This window comes from Amycolatopsis sp. NPDC114505 (genome assembly GCF_055633615.1).
Genome location: NZ_JBVKDV010000007.1, coordinates 323,311 through 339,191 on the forward strand (window position 1 = coordinate 323,311; position 15,881 = coordinate 339,191).

At 70.8% G+C, this 15,881-nt stretch carries 16 protein-coding genes; 4 read left to right on the forward strand and 12 right to left on the reverse strand.

All coding sequences use genetic code 11. The features are described 5' to 3' along the window. The first annotated feature begins 112 nt into the window (after positions 1-112). The gene (locus tag ACZ7OU_RS50255) at positions 113-997 is read left to right on the forward strand and encodes a hypothetical protein (protein ID WP_470245705.1); all 885 of its coding nucleotides are present in this window, start codon (positions 113-115) and stop codon (positions 995-997) included. Between the two features lie 40 nt (positions 998-1,037). Here ACZ7OU_RS50255 and ACZ7OU_RS50260 read toward each other — a convergent pair whose 3' ends face one another. From ACZ7OU_RS50260 to ACZ7OU_RS50285, 6 genes are all read right to left on the reverse strand, one after another. Continuing rightward, complete coding sequence (locus ACZ7OU_RS50260) at positions 1,038-1,223, reverse strand: hypothetical protein (RefSeq protein WP_470260775.1); 186 nt, start codon at positions 1,221-1,223, stop codon at positions 1,038-1,040. Further along, entirely contained in the window at positions 1,220-2,092 is an 873-nt protein-coding gene (locus tag ACZ7OU_RS50265; RefSeq protein ID WP_470260790.1) for a class I SAM-dependent methyltransferase, read from the reverse strand. The genes ACZ7OU_RS50260 and ACZ7OU_RS50265 overlap by 4 nt, the downstream gene beginning before the upstream one ends. 626 nt (positions 2,093-2,718) lie before the next feature. Beyond that, positions 2,719-2,976, reverse strand: a complete 258-nt coding sequence (locus tag ACZ7OU_RS50270) for a hypothetical protein (RefSeq protein WP_470245665.1) — start codon at positions 2,974-2,976, stop codon at positions 2,719-2,721. Beyond that, positions 2,973-3,329 carry a WhiB family transcriptional regulator gene (locus ACZ7OU_RS50275; protein ID WP_470260776.1) on the reverse strand — a complete coding sequence of 119 codons (357 nt, stop codon included), beginning with the start codon at positions 3,327-3,329 and terminating at the stop codon, positions 2,973-2,975. The genes ACZ7OU_RS50270 and ACZ7OU_RS50275 overlap by 4 nt, the downstream gene beginning before the upstream one ends. Before the next feature lie 152 nt (positions 3,330-3,481). Next, on the reverse strand, positions 3,482-3,739 hold the full coding sequence (locus ACZ7OU_RS50280) for a hypothetical protein (RefSeq protein WP_470245667.1): 258 nt from the start codon (positions 3,737-3,739) through the stop codon (positions 3,482-3,484). A 371-nt stretch (positions 3,740-4,110) separates the two neighbouring features. After that, positions 4,111-6,201, reverse strand: coding sequence for an ATP-dependent DNA helicase UvrD2 (locus tag ACZ7OU_RS50285; RefSeq protein WP_470260777.1), 2,091 nt, complete (start codon positions 6,199-6,201; stop codon positions 4,111-4,113). 56 nt (positions 6,202-6,257) lie between these two features. Between ACZ7OU_RS50285 and ACZ7OU_RS50290 the strand changes: the two genes are divergently transcribed. Beyond that, positions 6,258-6,986, forward strand: a complete 729-nt coding sequence (locus tag ACZ7OU_RS50290; RefSeq protein WP_470245669.1) for a DUF4191 domain-containing protein — start codon at positions 6,258-6,260, stop codon at positions 6,984-6,986. Between the two features lie 56 nt (positions 6,987-7,042). Here the strand turns inward: ACZ7OU_RS50290 and ACZ7OU_RS50295 are convergent, their stop codons facing one another. Next, positions 7,043-7,432 carry an RDD family protein gene (locus ACZ7OU_RS50295; protein WP_470260791.1) on the reverse strand — a complete coding sequence of 130 codons (390 nt, stop codon included), beginning with the start codon at positions 7,430-7,432 and terminating at the stop codon, positions 7,043-7,045. A gap of 269 nt (positions 7,433-7,701) precedes the next feature. Between ACZ7OU_RS50295 and glnA the strand changes: the two genes are divergently transcribed. Then, positions 7,702-9,126 carry a type I glutamate--ammonia ligase gene (gene glnA / locus ACZ7OU_RS50300; RefSeq protein ID WP_470245670.1) on the forward strand — a complete coding sequence of 475 codons (1,425 nt, stop codon included), beginning with the start codon at positions 7,702-7,704 and terminating at the stop codon, positions 9,124-9,126. A 69-nt stretch (positions 9,127-9,195) separates the two neighbouring features. Here the strand turns inward: glnA and ACZ7OU_RS50305 are convergent, their stop codons facing one another. From ACZ7OU_RS50305 to ACZ7OU_RS50325, 5 genes are all read right to left on the reverse strand, one after another. After that, on the reverse strand, positions 9,196-9,621 hold the full coding sequence (locus tag ACZ7OU_RS50305; protein ID WP_470260778.1) for an acyl-CoA thioesterase: 426 nt from the start codon (positions 9,619-9,621) through the stop codon (positions 9,196-9,198). A gap of 15 nt (positions 9,622-9,636) precedes the next feature. Next, positions 9,637-12,612 (reverse strand): bifunctional [glutamine synthetase] adenylyltransferase/[glutamine synthetase]-adenylyl-L-tyrosine phosphorylase, encoded by a 2,976-nt coding sequence (locus tag ACZ7OU_RS50310; RefSeq protein ID WP_470260779.1) that lies wholly within the window; start codon positions 12,610-12,612, stop codon positions 9,637-9,639. A gap of 30 nt (positions 12,613-12,642) precedes the next feature. Continuing rightward, positions 12,643-13,776: an inorganic phosphate transporter gene (locus ACZ7OU_RS50315; protein ID WP_470260780.1), complete on the reverse strand. Its 1,134-nt coding sequence runs from the start codon at positions 13,774-13,776 to the stop codon at positions 12,643-12,645. Positions 13,777-13,871: 95 nt separating this feature from the next. Then, positions 13,872-14,621 carry a type 1 glutamine amidotransferase gene (locus ACZ7OU_RS50320; protein WP_470260781.1) on the reverse strand — a complete coding sequence of 250 codons (750 nt, stop codon included), beginning with the start codon at positions 14,619-14,621 and terminating at the stop codon, positions 13,872-13,874. A gap of 19 nt (positions 14,622-14,640) precedes the next feature. Continuing rightward, positions 14,641-15,078: a rhodanese-like domain-containing protein gene (locus tag ACZ7OU_RS50325; RefSeq protein WP_470260782.1), complete on the reverse strand. Its 438-nt coding sequence runs from the start codon at positions 15,076-15,078 to the stop codon at positions 14,641-14,643. 111 nt (positions 15,079-15,189) lie between these two features. Between ACZ7OU_RS50325 and ACZ7OU_RS50330 the strand changes: the two genes are divergently transcribed. Further along, on the forward strand, positions 15,190-15,639 hold the full coding sequence (locus ACZ7OU_RS50330; RefSeq protein WP_470260783.1) for an Lrp/AsnC family transcriptional regulator: 450 nt from the start codon (positions 15,190-15,192) through the stop codon (positions 15,637-15,639). The last annotated feature ends 242 nt before the right edge of the window (positions 15,640-15,881 follow it).

The window sequence follows — 15,881 nt, forward strand, 5'->3', positions numbered from 1 at the left end:
AGCTGCGGGAGACGGGGTTCCACCCGGTTGGCCGAGCCCTCATGCTCGATTCATGGCTGCTACTCAACGCACTGATCCGCTGGCCCTCGGTAACCCCGGCTCGTGCGAGGTGATGAACCTCGAACAGCTGCGCAAGGCCGGGGTGTCCGACCGAAGAACCCGGCGGCTCTGCGGCCCCGGCGGGCCGTGGCGCCGCCTGCACCCCGGTGTCGTCCTGCTGCGCAACAGCGCCCCGACGCGACTGCAGTTGCTGCACGCCGCGCTGGTGCGCTACGGGCCGAGGGTGGTGATCACCGGCGCCGACGCACTGCAGGCCCACGGCGTGAAGTGCCCGGCGGACGACGAGATCCGGCTGCTGGTGCCCGACCACTGCCGGGTGGCGTCCTGCGAAGGGGTCAGCGCGGCCCGCACGGCCCGGCTGCCGGCGCCGACGGTGGTCGACGGGCTGCCGTTCGCACCGCCGTCACGGGCGGCACTCGATCTGGCGAGGTCCGAGCCCGACCCGGCGCGCATCCGTCACCTGCTGACGCTCCCGCTCTACTGGGGCCTGTGCGACCGGCAGGAGCTGCTGACGGAGCTGGCCGACGGACCCCAGCGCGGCACGGCCGCGGTCCGGAAGGTGCTCGGCGAGCTGGACGAGGGCCCGATCCAGGCCCACGGCCTGGCCACGCGGGTCCTGGACACGGCACGCCTCCCACCGCCGAACTGGGACGTGACGATCTGCGACCGCCGGGGCCGGCGTATCGGCGAGGCGGACGGGTGGTGGGACGAGATCGGCCTGGCCTGGCAATACCGCTGCGGCCCCGGCACCGGCGGCTTCTCACATCTGGCATTGGCGGCGACGGGGATCGTCCTGGTCCGCTGCACCGTCCGCCAGCTGCGTCAGGTCCCGCACGAGGTGGCGCGAGAACTGGCCCTGGCCTTCGGCGAGGCCTCCCGAACCCCGCGTCCGAAGGTCCGTGCGGTGCCGATGACCCATGTCGGCGATGCGGCATGACAGCCTCACCAAGTCGTGCGTCGCCGGGAGCGCGGATCGATCACCAGTATTCGTCGGGCAGCTTGCCCTCGATGTCGCGCACGTGCTGCCGCGCGCAGTCCGGGCACAGCCACCGCAGCGAGCCCCGCTCGCGACTGGCCACCCAGGCGAGCGCGGTGGCCGAGGCCTCGTCGGCGCCGCGGGTGCGCCCACAGCGCGTGCACGCGACCGGTTCCGGGGCGCTCACGGCAACCGTCCACAGTGGATCGCCTTGGCACCGAAGAGGAACAGGTCGTCCCGGCGGGCAAGGAAGTCCGGGCCGTCGGGATCGGTCAGCGCGGTGACGGCCGCGCGATCATCCGCATCGAGCCGGTCCCCGGCAGACTCGGCGAGCCACCCGACGCGATGCACGACGTACTCGCGCAGCAGGTCCGAACCCGGCATGGGGTGATCGATGAGCGCACCGAACGACTCGACGTCCTCGAGCCCGGCCTCGCGAAGAGCGCGCGGCCAGCCATAGGGCATGGCGACGCTGCCCGGAAGCCCGGCCCGCATCCCGGCGAACCACTCGGCCCGCGCGGCGAGCAGCCGTTGTTCCAGCCCGGGCCGTCCCACCCCGACATCCCAAGGGAGGCACCGCATTTCGAGCCCGCCCTCGCCGATGGCAAGCACTCCACCGGGCCGCAGCAGGCGGGCGAGAGAGCACAAGGCGGCCTGCTGATCACCAACGTGGTGCACGACGCCCGAGGCCCACACGAGATCAGCGACGGGCACCCGTTCGGCCAACCGCGGATCGGCAAGATCCCCGTGCACGCCGACAACCTCGACACTCGTCCCGGCGGCCTCGGTCACGCCCCGACGAGCCTCGGCCAGCAGCGCGGAGGTCGCATCGAGGAGCACGATGGTGCCCCCGTCCCGACGGGCAAGCTCACGCGCGAAGAGCACGCTCATCCCACCGGCCCCACACCCGACATCGAGCAGGATCGGCCGCGCGGGCAGGAGCCCGAGCAACCGCCCCGCGACAGGCGCGAGCGCACCGGCATCAAGCGAGTCGGCCATGCGCAACTGAGCGAGCCGATCCGCCCAGTCGATGTCGTCGTGGGTGTGTACGGACATCACCCCATTCAACACCAGCAGAAGCAACCGAACAGCACCCGAAGGAGGCCACCGAACCCATACCCGCAGGTCAGTGCTCACTGGCGGCCCGGTACTCCGCCTCGGTGAGCCCAGGCAGCCCCGCCGCGGGGCAAGCACCCGGCCAGCGCGCACTCGGGCGGGCACTCCGCGAAGCACCCACTCCTGCGAGCCTCGGCCAGCGCGCACCCGGCGAAGCGCGCAGCCCAACGATTCTCGGCCAAGCACGCACTCCAGCGAGCGCCCGGCCCACGTGCACTCCGGCGAGTCTCGGCCAGGCGCACTCCTGCAAGCGCCCGGCGAAGCACGCACTCCGGCAGGCACCCCGGCCAGCGCACTCCATCGCGCACTCGGCCAAGCGCGCAGTCCAGCGAGTTCCGGCCAGCACGCACTCCGGCGCACCCGGCCAAGCTCGCACTTCGGCGAGCCACGAGTCGCGGCCGGCGTCCACCCGAGCGCAACCCGGCGCCGCGAGCCCCGAGCCCCGAGCCCCGAGCCAGGCAGGCCCACCACCTCGCCCGGGCAACCGGCGCCCCCACCAGCACCCCGACAGCCCGCTGACCAGCACAAAGGCCCCCGCCACCCCGAGGGGCGGCAGGGGCCTGCGCTCAGTTCTGGTCCAGCTCGTACCGCTCCGCCCGGCGAGACGCCCATCGGGCTACTCGCGTCCACCGGCGGATCGCACGCGCGCTACCTCGGGCCCGCTGGGCGCGGACCCCCTCTTCCAGATCCCGTATTCGAGCCCTGGACAGTTCTTCGTAAAGCAACATCTCGCTGATCTCCTCGATCTCGGTCTTCGTCAACTGCAGTTGCGGACCGCACATCCGCGCTTCGTGGTCCTTCGTGGTGACCGGTTCGACGCTCATGCGGCGGCGCTCCGGTGGTCGCCGGTGGCCTTGGCCGCGGCGGGCTCGACGACGGCGTTCTTGCGCGGACGGCCACGGGGCCGCTTGCGCGCGATGACGGCGCCGCGCTCGAAGATCTCGCCGCCCCAGACGCCCCACGGCTCGCGACGAGCCAGTGCGCCCGCCAGGCAGGCCTCGCGCACCGGGCAGTCGGTGCACTGCGCCTTCGCGCGCTCGAGCTCGGCCGGGGACTCGGCGAACCACAGGTCCGCGTTGCCCGAACGGCAGGGCAGAGCCGCGTCCGGCACGGCGATGGGGTCGAGCAGGTCGGCGAATATTGCCTCACCCGAGGTGTAGGCGATGGCCGAAGACATGGCAGTTCCTCCTTGTGTCGTACGGGTTTTCGGTTGGGAGATGGAGCTGGGCAATGCTGGTCCTCTTGGGGTTGTGCAGCCAAAAACACGAAGGCCGCGGATCCGGGTTTTCCGGTTCCGCGGCCTTCGTGAGCCTCTAGTCCTGACTTAGGTCAGGAACTTCGCTCCCGTAACGACAACGGAACACGGAACTGCTTGATGGTCGACAGATCAGCCTGCGGGTACGCGGCGAGAACGCCCTGCGTCCCGAAGACGACGTCACCGGTGGCCCAGCGCCGCTCGACGCGACGCATGGCCTGGGTCTCGTGCACGCTCACGGGCACAGCGGTGCCGGGGCGCTGAGTGGCCGGGACTTTCGCGGCGCAGGACAGACGGGTGCCCGGATTCGTGAGCGTCATGGTGTTGATCATTTCACCGGCACCTCCTTCTGTACTCTGCACACGGGCCGCCAGGCGGCACGTCGGTCGTGGCTCTACTCGTGGATCCCCAGGCGAGCCCTTCGGGCTCGGTACTGGCAGGTTATTGCCCCCCACCACACCGGGGCAACTCAATTAACAGGAAAATCCTCGAAGTTACGAAGATCGCCCCTGAGCAGCGGGTTCGCCGCGTCGATCATGGCTCGGACGCGGTCAACAGCGCATCGCCGCGACACCGCCACACGAGTGAAGCGAGCACGACCACACCGGCCGACACACACCAGCAGCCAGTCCGCGCGAGCCGCGAGAGCCAGGCCGAGAGCCGATCGAGCGGCCCCAGCCCGAACGCGGCCGCGCCCTCGTCACTACTCCGCCGACGCGCGGACGACGCCGAGGATCTCCGCGCCGAACCGGTCGAGCTTCGTCGCGCCGATCCCCGAGATCGACACCAGCGCCGCCTCGTCGGCCGGGCGCTGCTCGGCGATGGCCATCAGCGTCGCGTCCGTGAACACCACGAACGCCGGCACCTTCAGCTCGCGGGCCCGGTCACCGCGCCAGGTCTTCAGGCGTTCCAGCAACCCCTCGTCCACCGTGGACGGGCACTTCCCGCAGCGGCCCAGCTTGACGTCGAGGGTCTCCAGCAGCGGCCCGCCGCAGACGCGGCAGCGCGTCTTGATCGGCGTCGCCGGCTTCTGCTGGGTGCGCGCCGCGCGGGCGGCCGGGTGGTCCTCCGGGATCAGGCCGTACAGGAAACGGCTGCGTCGCCGGTTGCGCCGCGCTCCCGGCGTGCGGGCCAGCGCCCACGACAGCCACAGGTGCTCGCGGGCCCGCGTGACGCCGACGTAGAACAGCCGCCGCTCTTCCTCGATCGCCGCCTCGTCGTCGCCGGCGTGCAGGATCGGCATCGTGCCCTCGGCGAGGCCGACGAGGAACACCGCGTCCCACTCGAGGCCCTTCGCCGCGTGCAGCGACGCCAGCGTCACGCCCTCGACCGTCGGCGGGTGCTGGGCCGCGGCGCGCTGGTCCAGCTCGGCGTTGAAGCGCGGCAGGTCCGCGTCCGCGACCGTCGAGGCCAGCTCTTCGGCCAGCTCGACGATCGCCAGGAGCGCGTCCCAGCGCTCCTTGGCCGCGCCACCCGCCGGCGGCGACTCGGTGAGCCCGACGCGGGCGAGCACCGACCGCACCGTCGTGACCAGGTCGGAGCTGCCGTCGCCGCTCGCCGCCCGCAGCGCCGACATCGCCTGCCGGACCTCGGTCCGGTTGAAGAACCGCTCGCCGCCGCGGACCAGGTACGGGATGCCGGCCTCGGTCAGCGCCGACTCGTACGCCTCCGACTGCGCATTCACCCGGTACAGGACCGCGATCTCGCTCGCCGCGACGCCGCCGTCCAGCAGCTCGCGCACCCGCCGCGCGACGGCCTCGGCCTCGACCGCCTCGTCGTCGAACTCGGCGAAGCGCGGCTCCGGGCCCGGCGGCCGCTGGCCGATCAGCTTCAGCCGCGAACCCGCCGGCCGCCCGCGCGCGGCGCCGATGACCCGGTTCGCCAGCGAGACGACCTCGGGCGTCGACCGGTAGTCGCGCTCGAGCCGGACGACGGTCGCCTCCGGGTAGCGCCGTGTGAACTCCAGTAGCGACTTCGGCGACGCGCCGCCGAAGGAGTAGATGGTCTGGTTGGCGTCACCGACGACGGTCAGGTCGTCGCGGCCGCCGAGCCACGCGTCGAGCAGGCGCTGCTGCAGCGGCGTGACGTCCTGGTACTCGTCGACGACGAAGCAGCGGTAGCGGTCGCGGAACTCCTCGGCGACGACGCCGTGTTCTTCGAGCACCGCCGTCGTGTGCAGCAGCAGGTCGTCGAAGTCGAGCACCTGCGCGGTGTTCTTCAGTTCTTCGTAGTTGCGGTAGACCTCGGCGATCTGCGCGGCCGGCGCCGGGATGTCCCGCTGGGTGCGCGCGGTGACGGCCGGGTAGTCGTCCGGGCTGACCAGCGACGCCTTGGCCCACTCGATCTCGCTCGCCAGGTCGCGCAGGACCTCGATCTCGGTCCCGAGCTTGGCCCGGGTCGCGGCCTGGCCGACGTAGCGGAACTTGTTCTCCAGCAGGTCCCACGGCCGGTCGCCGATCACCCGAGGCCAGAAGTAGCGCAGCTGACGGCGGGCCGCGGCGTGGAACGTCAGTGCCTGCGCGGCTTCGACGCCGAGGCCCCGCAGCCGGGTCCGCATCTCCCCCGCAGCCCGCGTCGTGAACGTGACGGCGAGCACCTGACCAGCGGAAACGTGTCCGGAACCGACCAGGTGGGCGATGCGGTGGGTGATCGTGCGGGTCTTGCCCGTGCCGGCGCCGGCGAGCACGCAGACCGGCCCCCGCGGGGCACTGGCGGCGGCGCGCTGCTCGGGGTCGAGACCATCGAGCAGACGGGTGCGGCTCTTCGGGGAAAGTACGCCAGTCACGTCCGGCATCCTCGCAGAGGGGGACGGGGAATCGGGGCAGGGGCACGCGGCCGTATCCTGGTGGGATGGCGGGACAGCAGGACAAGGAAGCGGCCAAGCAGGCCAAGAAGGAGAAGCGCGCGGCGAGCAAGGCCCGCCGTGGCCAGCTCTTCGAGGCCTTCAAGATGCAGCGCAAGGAAGACCCGTGGCTCATCCCCTGGATGGTCGGGTCGATCGTCGTCGTCGCCGGCGTGGCGTTCGGGATCGGGTTCTTCTTCGACTCGCAGTGGGTGCTGCTGCCCTTGGGGCTGATCCTCGGCGGCCTGCTCGCCATGATCATCTTCGGCCGGCGCGTCCAGAAGACCGTCTACTCGAAGGCCGACGGCCAGCCCGGCGCCGCGGCGTGGGCGCTGGAGAACCTCCGCGGCAAGTGGAAGGTGACCCCGACCGTCGCCGCGACGACGCAACTCGACGCCGTGCACCGCGTGCTGGGCGGCCCGGGCGTGGTGCTCGTCGCCGAGGGCGCTTCGCACCGCGTCAAGACGCTGCTCTCGCAGGAGAAGAAGCGCGTCTCCCGTCTGGTCGGTGACACCCCGATCTACGACGTGACGATCGGCCACGAAGAGGGCCAGATCCCGCTCAAGAAGCTCCAGGGCTTCCTGATGAAGCTGCCGCGCAACCTCAAGCCGGCCCAGGTCGACGCGCTGGAGGCGAAGCTGGCCGCACTCGGCAACCGCGGCGCGGCGATGCCGAAGGGCCCGATGCCGGCCGGCGCGAAGATGCGCAACGTCCAGCGCACGATCCGCCGTCGCTGACCCGTACCTACGACGAAGGCCCCGTCCGGCTCGGACGGGGCCTTTCTCGTCGGGGTTCAGCGCATCCTGATGACGACCGTGCCCGTCAGCCGGTCGAGCCAGCTGCGGCCGTCGGCGTTGCGGACCGCCGCCGGGATGATGACGAACGTCAGCACCGCCCGGACCAGCGCCCGCGGCGGGCCGACCACCGCGGCGCCGTCGAGCCGGGCGACCCGGATGCCGACGGCGGCCATCCCAGGCGTGAACCCGAAGAAGCCGGCGGACACGACGGAGATGACCGCCCACACTCCGCCGGACCAGAGGTTGAAGTTCTGCATCGCGACCGGGTCCTGCAGGCTGGGGTGCAGGAAGATGGCCGTGACCAGGGCCGCGACGACGAGGTCGACGACCAGCGCGAACAGCCGCGCACCCCCGCTCGCCGCCGAGCCCACGCCCGATTCGGGCAAACCGAACTTCTCGCCCGGCCAGCGCGACTCGTGCTGATCAACGTCCTGCCGGCCCTCGCCGGTGCCGGGGAGCCATTCACCGGTCCATCTCGCCACCCGTCTAGGGTATGCCGGTGGCGTGGAACACATCCGACCTGGTCGGATACCCGATATCGACCACCCGTTAACACCGGCGAAACATACGGGTGACGGTCGGGCAACACCGCACTTTTAGCGTGAGCCGAAGAGAGCACTGCCGTACGAGCTCGAACGAGAAGGAGTCACCGAGGGTGCCCACTACTCCAGACGACATCCAGCGCCTCATCGCCGACGAGGACGTCGAAGTCATCGACGTCCAGTTCTGCGACCTGCCCGGCGTGATGCAGCACTTCACGGTCCCCGCGAAGGCCTTCACCGAAGAGGCCTACGAAGAGGGTCTCGCGTTCGACGGCTCCTCGGTACGCGGCTTCCAGTCCATCCACGAGTCCGACATGCTCCTCCTGCCGGACGCGGCCACCGCGCGGATCGACCCGTTCCGCAAGGCGAAGACGCTCGCGCTGAACTTCTTCGTGCACGACCCGTTCACCCGTGAGGCGTACAGCCGCGACCCGCGCAACATCGCGCGCAAGGCCGAGCAGTACATCTCCGAGTACGGCGTCGCCGACAACGTCTACTTCGGCCCCGAAGCCGAGTTCTACATCTTCGACTCGGTCCGCTTCGACTCGGCTGAGCACGCCTCGTTCCACGAGATCGACTCGATCGAGGGCTGGTGGAACACCGGCGCCGACGAGGTCGGTGGCAACCAGGGCTACAAGACGAAGTTCAAGGGCGGTTACTTCCCCGTCCCGCCGGTCGACCACTTCGCCGACCTGCGCGACGAGATCGTCCGCAACCTGACGAACACCGGTTTCGAGATCGAGCGCGCACACCACGAGGTGGGCACCGCCGGCCAGACCGAGATCAACTACAAGTTCAACTCGCTGCTGCACGCCGCGGACGACCTGCAGCTGTTCAAGTACATCGTGAAGAACACGGTGTTCGCGGCGGGCAAGACCGCGACGTTCATGCCGAAGCCGCTCGCCGGCGACAACGGCTCGGGCATGCACTGCCACCAGTCGCTGTGGAAGGACGGCCAGCCGCTGTTCCACGACGAGTCGGGCTACGCCGGCCTGTCGGACACCGCGCGCCACTACATCGGCGGCCTGCTCAAGCACGCGCCGAGCCTGCTGGCCTTCACGAACCCGACGGTGAACTCCTACCACCGCCTGGTGCCGGGCTTCGAGGCGCCGGTTTCGCTGGTCTACTCGCAGCGCAACCGCTCGGCCTGCGTCCGCATCCCGATCACGGGCAACAACCCGAAGGCGAAGCGCGCCGAGTTCCGCTGCCCGGACTCGTCGGGCAACCCGTACCTGGCGTTCTCGGCGATGATGATGGCCGGGCTCGACGGCATCAAGAACAAGATCGAGCCGGCGGACCCGATCGACAAGGACCTCTACGAGCTCCCGCCCGAGGAGGCCAAGAGCGTCAAGCTGGTCCCGGGCGACCTCGGCACGGTCCTGGACACCCTCGAGGCCGACCACGACTACCTGCTCGAGGGCGGCGTCTTCACGCCGGACGTGATCGAGACGTGGATCTCGTACAAGCGCGAAAACGAGATCGACCCGCTGCGGCTGCGCCCGCACCCGTACGAGTTCGCCCTGTACTACGACGTGTGATCGGCTGACGCGTCCCCTGGGCACGCCGGCGGTGAGGAGCGAAGAGCCCTCGCCGCCGGCGTTTCTCGTTTACTCCGAGGTCGACATCAGCTTCAGGTCCGCGCCCGCGGCTTCGAACCGGCCGCGCGGGTCCGGCACCAGCTTGCGGATCTCCAGGTCCATCAACCCCAGCGTGCAGGTGATCTCCGCGGCCAGCGTTCCGTCGGTCTTGTAGATGTTCGAGTCCATCGAGAACGTCTTGCCGCTGCCGAACTTGACGTCGCACGTCACGTCGACCTCGTCGCCCGCGCGCAGCTCGCGGCGGAACACCACGTGGGTCTCCAGCAGCACCGATGCCACTCCCGGCAGGCCCTCCAGCGCGCCCGCCGCTTCGAGGAGCTCCAGTCTCGAAACCTCGCCGTACGAGTGGTACGTGGCGTGGTTCAGGTGGCCCAGGGTGTCCAGCTCGTAGTGCCGGACCTTGATGCGGGTCCGGAACGGCTCGCGTTCAGTCACGCACCCCACTGTAAGTCAGGCCTCGTAGAACAAGTGCTCCACCACGGTGTGCGCCCGCCGGGTGATGCGGCGGTACGTGTCCAGGAACTCGCCCGGGTCGTCGGCCGCCGACTGGCCCAGGACCCGGGCCACCGCCACCAGATCGCGGCCTGACCCCGGGACCTCGTCGACCGCCTTGCCGCGGACCAGCATTCCCGCGTTGCGCACCCTCGTCGCCAACAACCACGCTTCGCGCAGCGAAGCCGCCTCGGACGCCGAAGCCAGCCCCGCCTCCGGCAGGTGGGCCAGCGCGTCGAGCGTCGACGTCGTCCGCAGCTCCGGGACCGAGTACGCGTGCTGGAGCTGCAGCAGCTGGACCGTCCACTCGACGTCGGCGAGGCCGCCGCGGCCGAGTTTCGTGTGGCGCGTCGGGTCGGCTCCGCGGGGCATCCGCTCGGTCTCCACCCGCGCCTTGATGCGGCGGATCTCGCGCGCCTTCGTCGCGTCCAGACCGCCTTCGGGGTAGCGGATCGGGTCGATCATCGCGATGAAGCGCTCGCCGAGGTCGTCGTCGCCCGCGACGAACCGGGCGCGCAGCAACGCCTGCGCCTCCCACACCTCGCCCCAGCGCGCGTAATACGCGCGGTACGAGTCCAGCGTCCGCACCAATGGCCCGCTCCGGCCTTCCGGCCGCAGGTCGGTGTCGACTTCCAGGGCCGGGTCCGAGCTCGGCGCGCCCAGCATCTTCCGGACGGTCTCCGCGACCGACGAAGCGAACTTCACCGCGTCGGCGTCCGAGACCCCTTCGGCCGGCTCGCACACGAAGAGGACGTCGGCGTCGGAGCCGTAGCCCAGTTCGGCGCCGCCGAGCCGGCCCATCCCGATCACGGCGATGCGCGCCGGCGTGCGGCCCAGCTCCGCCTGGCGCTGGCGGAACGCCGCGGCCAGCGCGCCCTGCAACACCGCCACCCAGACGCTCGACAGCGCTTCGCACACCGCGGGCACGTCGAGCAGGCCGAGCAGATCGGCGCACGCGATCCGCAGCATCTCGTGCCGCCGCAGTGAACGCGCGGCCGCGACGGCGGCGTTCAACCCGGGCTGGCGCCGGACGGCGGCCCGCAGCGACGTCGCCACCTCGGCGGGCGTGCGGCCCAGCAACCGGGCCGGGTCGCCGAGCAGCCGCAGCACCTCCGGCGCGCGCACGAGCAGGTCCGGCACCAGCCGGGACGTCCCGAGCAGGGCGGCCAGGTTCTCCACGACCGTGCCCTCGTCACGCAGGACCCGCAGGTACCACGGCGTGTCCTCCAGAGCCTCGGACACCTTTCGGTACGACAGCAGCCCGCCGTCGGGGTCGGGCGTGTCGGCCAGGAGGTCGAGCAATACCGGCAGCAGCGCCTGCTGGATCGCGGCGCGCCGCGAGACACCGGAGGTGAGGGCCTTGATGTGCTGGAGCGCGCCGTCGGGGGCGGTGTAGCCGAGCGCCGCCAGCCGGCTCGCGGCCTGTTTGGTCGTCAGGCGCAGTGCCTCGGTCGGCACGTTCGCGACGGACTGCAGCAGCGGCCGGTAGAAGATCTTCTCGTGCAGGCGCCGGATGCCCTTGCCGTGCTTGCGGAACTCGGCCAGCAGCGCGTCACCCTGGCTCTTGCCGCCACTCGCCTTGATCCCGCTGGCCCGCGCCAGGATCCGCAGCTCGGCGGTGTCCGACGTCGCGGGGAACAGGTGCGTCCGGCGCAGCCGCCGCAGCTGCAGGCGGTGCTCGATCATCCGCAGGAACTCGTACGACGCGCCCAGCTCGGCCGCGTCCTGCCGGCCGACGTAACCGCCTTCGCCGAGCGCGGCGAGCGCGTCCATCGTGGACGGCGAACGCAGGTCGGCGTCCACGCGGCCGTGCACCAGCTGCAACAGTTGCACCGCGAACTCGACGTCCCGCAGCCCGCCGCGGCCCAGCTTCAGCTCGCGCTCGGCGTGTTCGGACGGCACGTGCCCCTCGACGCGGCGGCGCATCTGCTGCACCTCGCCGACGAAGTTGTCCCGGTCGGCGGCCGACCACACCAGCGGCGCGACCATCTCGGCGTACTGCTGCCCCAGCTCGGCGTCGCCCGCCACCGGGCGCGCCTTGAGCAGAGCCTGGAACTCCCAGGTCTTGGCCCACTTCTGGTAGTAGCCCTGGTGACTCTCCAGGGTGCGGACGAGCGCGCCGGCCTTGCCTTCGGGGCGCAGCGCGGCGTCGACCTCGAAGCACGCCTTCCCGACGATCCGCATCGTCGTGCTGGCCAGCCGCGTGGCGACGCCGAGGTCGTCGGCGCCGACGAAGATGACGTCGACGTCGCTGACGTAGTTGAGCTCCCGGCCGCCGCACTTGCCCATGGCGATGATCGACAGGTTGCCGTCGGCGGGCGCGCCGACCTCGGCTTCGGCGACGACGAGCCCGGCGGCGAGCGCGGCCTCGGCCAGCTCGGTCAGCTGCGCCGCGACCTCGGCGTAGTGGGGGTGCTCGAGTCCCTCCTCGACGAGGTGACCCAGGTCCGCGGCGGCGATGCCCAGCAGCTGGCCGCGGTAGGCGATCTTGAGAGCGTGCTCGGCTTCGAGCCCGGTGATGACCGAACCGTCGTCGCGCACGAGCGCCGTGCGCAGGTTTTCCCGGTAGCAGGCGGAGTCCGTGCACTTGTCGCCCATGAGCGACTGCCACTGCTCCGGGTTCGCGGCGATGAAGTCGGCGAGCGCGCTCGACGTCCCGAGCACGCTGAGGAGGCGGCCGCGGAAGGTCCGGTTGGCCCGCAGCTGCTCATCGAGCCGCGTCCACTCGTCTTCGTCGGCTTCGCGGATCCGGTCGATCCCGCGCAGCGCGAGGTCCGGGTCCGCGGTTCGGGACAACGCGGCGAGGACGTCGGCGGCGGCCGCCACCGGACCGGCGTCGTCCCACCAGCCGGCCGCGCGCAGCTGACCCTCGGCACGGGAGTCGGTGAAGCCGTACCTCGCCGCCGAAGCGGTCGATCGCGCGCGGTCTGCCATCGAGAACCACCGTATCCCGGCCGGCTGCGGTCAGGCGGCGAGCCGGCCCGGTTCGGTCCCGGCGGGCGTCGGTTCGGGGACCTGGAAGCTGTGCGCGGTCACGGGGTGACGTCGCGAGAGGAGCCAGATGCCGACGCCCACGCCGATCCCGACAACGCCGACGGAGATGGTGCCCGCGGCGCCGAGCGAGGCGATCTTGCCGGACACCGCACCGACGATCGCGGCGGCGGGCAGCGTGAACAGCCACGCGATGACCATCCGGCCCGCCATCCGCCAGCGCACCGGCGCCTCCCGGCGGCCGACGCCGGAGCCGACGATGCCGCCGGAGCACACGTGCGTCGTCGACAGCGGGAAGCCCAGCCGCGACGAGATCAGGATGACCAGCGCCGAGCTCGTCTGGGCGGCGAAACCCTGCGGGCCTTCGATGTCCGTCAGGCCCTTGCCGAGGGTGTGGGTGATGCGCCAGCCGCCGAGGTAGGTGCCGAGCGCGAGCGCGCACGCGGCGCTGATGATCACCCAGACGGGTGGCGACGCCCCCGCCGGCAGGCTGCCGGCGGTGACGAGGGTGAGCGTGATGACGCCCATGGTCTTCTGCGCGTCGTTGGTGCCGTGGGCGAGGGAGACGAGCGACGCCGAGACGACCTGGCCGACCTTGAACCCGCGCGTGGCCGGGCGGCCGCGGACGAGGAAGCGGTAGACGAAGTACGTCCCGATCATCGCGACGAGCCCGGCGATCACCGGGCTCGCGGCGGCCGGGACCAGAACCTTCTCGACGATCTTTCCGAAGTGGACCGAGTCGGTCCCGGCGGAAACCCAGGTGGCGCCGATCAGGCCGCCGAACAGGGCGTGCGACGAGCTCGACGGCAGACCGACGAACCACGTCACGAGGTTCCAGACGATCGCGCCGATCAGCCCGCCGAAGACGATCGACGGGCCGATCTTCGTGTCGTCCACCAGACCGCTGGAGATCGTCTTGGCGACCTCCACCGACAGGAACGCGCCGACCAGGTTCAGCACCGCGGAGATCGCGACGGCGACACGGGGCTTGAGCGCCCCGGTCGCGATCGACGTCGCCATCGAGTTCGCGGTGTCGTGGAACCCGTTCGTGAAATCGAAAACCAAGGCCGTGACGACAACGAGCACGACCAGCAACGAGGGCTCCACCCCGACCTCCGAACCCTTGTGGGGACTCCTTCCGCAAGGTACCTGAAGGGTGACGCCTGGCGTTAACAGGCTGTTGCTGATTGTGATCCCGGGCGTTAAGCCAGTGGTAACGAGCGTTGACTGTCGGCGGCGGGCTCGAGCTCCCCGGCGGCCAACCGGACGAACCGCCGCGCGAACGGGCGCCAGGTTTCTTCGATGTCGGCGTGCACGGCGATCAACGCGTCGTGCTCGAGTGAGCCCGGACGGGCGAATTCCGCCATCTCGGGCTCGTCGGCGGCCCAGCTCTCGACGACGGCGGGTGTCGTCTCGATGTGGAACTGGACACCGTAGACACAACGGTTGAACCGGAACGCCTGGTTTTGGTACAGCGGCGCGGAAGCGAGCAGCTCGGCGCCGGGCGGGAGCCGGGTGATCGCGTCGTTGTGGAACTGCAGGACGTCCTGCATGAGCGGCAGCTCGGCGAAGAGCGGGTCGGTCCACGCCGCGTCCTTTTTGGCGACGAGGTGCGGACCGACCTCGGGCCCGTCCCGCCCGACCTCGACGCGGCCCCCGGTCGCGACGGCCAGCAGCTGGGCACCGAGGCAGATGCCCAGGGTCGGGATCCGCTTCGCCGCGGCCTTGGACAGCAGCCGCCGGACGTCGGCGAGCCACGGGTGTTTCGCATCGTCTTCCGCGGCCATGCCGCCGCCGAGGCAGACGACGCCCCGATAGGCGTCGAGGTCGTCGGGCAGGTCGTCCGTCGGCAGCAGCCGGACGTCGAGCTCCGCGCCGGCGCCGGTGAGCCAGTCGCCGAGAGCGCCGAGCGGGTCCGACGCGTCCGGCTGGATGATGAGCAGTCGTGTCACGCTTTTCAGGGTAGGTGGCTCAGCAGGCGCAGCGGATCCCGGCTGTTTCTCTTTCGCCCGCCCCTTCGACGGGATAGCCGGCGGCGATCCAGGCGGTGATACCGCCGGAGAGCCGTTTCACCTGGAAGCCGAGCTGGGCGAGCTGGAGTGCGCCCTTCGTGGCGGCGTTGCAGTTGATGCTCTCGCAGTAGCAGACGTAGACGAGCCGCTTGTCGAGGTGGGCGGTGGTCTCGGCGGTCATGTCCCGGTAGGGGAGGTTGATCGCGCCGGGGATGCGAGCTTCGGAGTAGGCCGCTTCGGCCCGCGTCTCGACGATCACGTAGCCGTCGGTGTGGCCGGCTTCGAGGTCCCGGACGAGATCGTCGGGATCGACCTCGAAGGCGAGTTCGGCGCCGAAGTAGGTCATGGCGGCTTCGGGAGCCGGCGCGGGGACGGTAAGCGTGCGTGCGGTGGTCATGCCTTCAATCCTGCTGGTCCCGGGGGTTCGGACACAGGGCAGAATCGGGGTGGAAGCCCGGGCCGGCCGGGGATTTCCGGGTTCCGGCCCGGCGCACCTTGGAGAATCACGGTGGACCTCGACGACCTCGACTGGCGCCTGCTGGAGCTCCTCCAGGACGACGGCCGGCTCAGTTTCTCGGAGCTGGGCCGCCGGGTGTCGTTGTCCGGCTCGGCGGTGACGGAGCGAGTGCGCCGTCTCGAGGAGCGCGGAGTGATCACCGGCTACGCGGCGCGCGTCGACACGACGAGGCTCGGGCTGCCGATCGAGGCGTTGGTGCGGGCCCGGGTGCGAAGCCTGGACACCCCGCGGTTCCGGACGGCGGTGTTGCCGCTGCCGCAGCTCGTCTCGGCGGACCACGTCACCGGGGAGGAGTGCTGGATCCTGCGGGTGCTGTGCCGGGATACCGCGGAGCTGGAGGCGTTGGTCGAGAAGGTGCAGCGGTACGGGGAGACGACGACGTCGCTGGTGCTGTCGAGTCCGCTGCGGAGCCGGCCGGTGCCTCGGCCGCACGCGGTTTGAGGCTTCGTTTGAGGCTTCGGGTGTGTTCCGGCAGGCATCACGTGTGGCTGGGGAGGCATCACGTGTGATTGGAGGGGCATCACGCGTGATTGGGGCGTCGACACGGCGATTGTCTGGGCATGAAAAAGGGCCTGGGCCGGGAGACTCGCGTCTCAACCGGGCCCAGGCCCTTCTCCAAATTAAGTTCGGCGGTGTCCTACTCTCCCACAACCCTTCGGTTGCAGTACCATCGGCGCTATCAG

What these genes read in the sequence shown, in the direction of transcription:
- ACZ7OU_RS50275 (WP_470260776.1), bottom strand. Translation starts at nt 3,329, where the DNA reads ATGTCTTCGGCCATCGCCTACACCTCGGGTGAGGCAATATTCGCCGAC.
- ACZ7OU_RS50265 (WP_470260790.1), bottom strand. Translation starts at nt 2,092, where the DNA reads ATGTCCGTACACACCCACGACGACATCGACTGGGCGGATCGGCTCGCT.
- ACZ7OU_RS50310 (WP_470260779.1), bottom strand. Translation starts at nt 12,612, where the DNA reads ATGGCAGACCGCGCGCGATCGACCGCTTCGGCGGCGAGGTACGGCTTC.
- ACZ7OU_RS50270 (WP_470245665.1), bottom strand. Translation starts at nt 2,976, where the DNA reads ATGAGCGTCGAACCGGTCACCACGAAGGACCACGAAGCGCGGATGTGC.
- ACZ7OU_RS50325 (WP_470260782.1), bottom strand. Translation starts at nt 15,078, where the DNA reads ATGACCACCGCACGCACGCTTACCGTCCCCGCGCCGGCTCCCGAAGCC.
- ACZ7OU_RS50290 (WP_470245669.1), top strand. Translation starts at nt 6,258, where the DNA reads ATGGCGGGACAGCAGGACAAGGAAGCGGCCAAGCAGGCCAAGAAGGAG.
- ACZ7OU_RS50255 (WP_470245705.1), top strand. Translation starts at nt 113, where the DNA reads ATGAACCTCGAACAGCTGCGCAAGGCCGGGGTGTCCGACCGAAGAACC.
- ACZ7OU_RS50285 (WP_470260777.1), bottom strand. Translation starts at nt 6,201, where the DNA reads ATGCCGGACGTGACTGGCGTACTTTCCCCGAAGAGCCGCACCCGTCTG.
- ACZ7OU_RS50280 (WP_470245667.1), bottom strand. Translation starts at nt 3,739, where the DNA reads ATGATCAACACCATGACGCTCACGAATCCGGGCACCCGTCTGTCCTGC.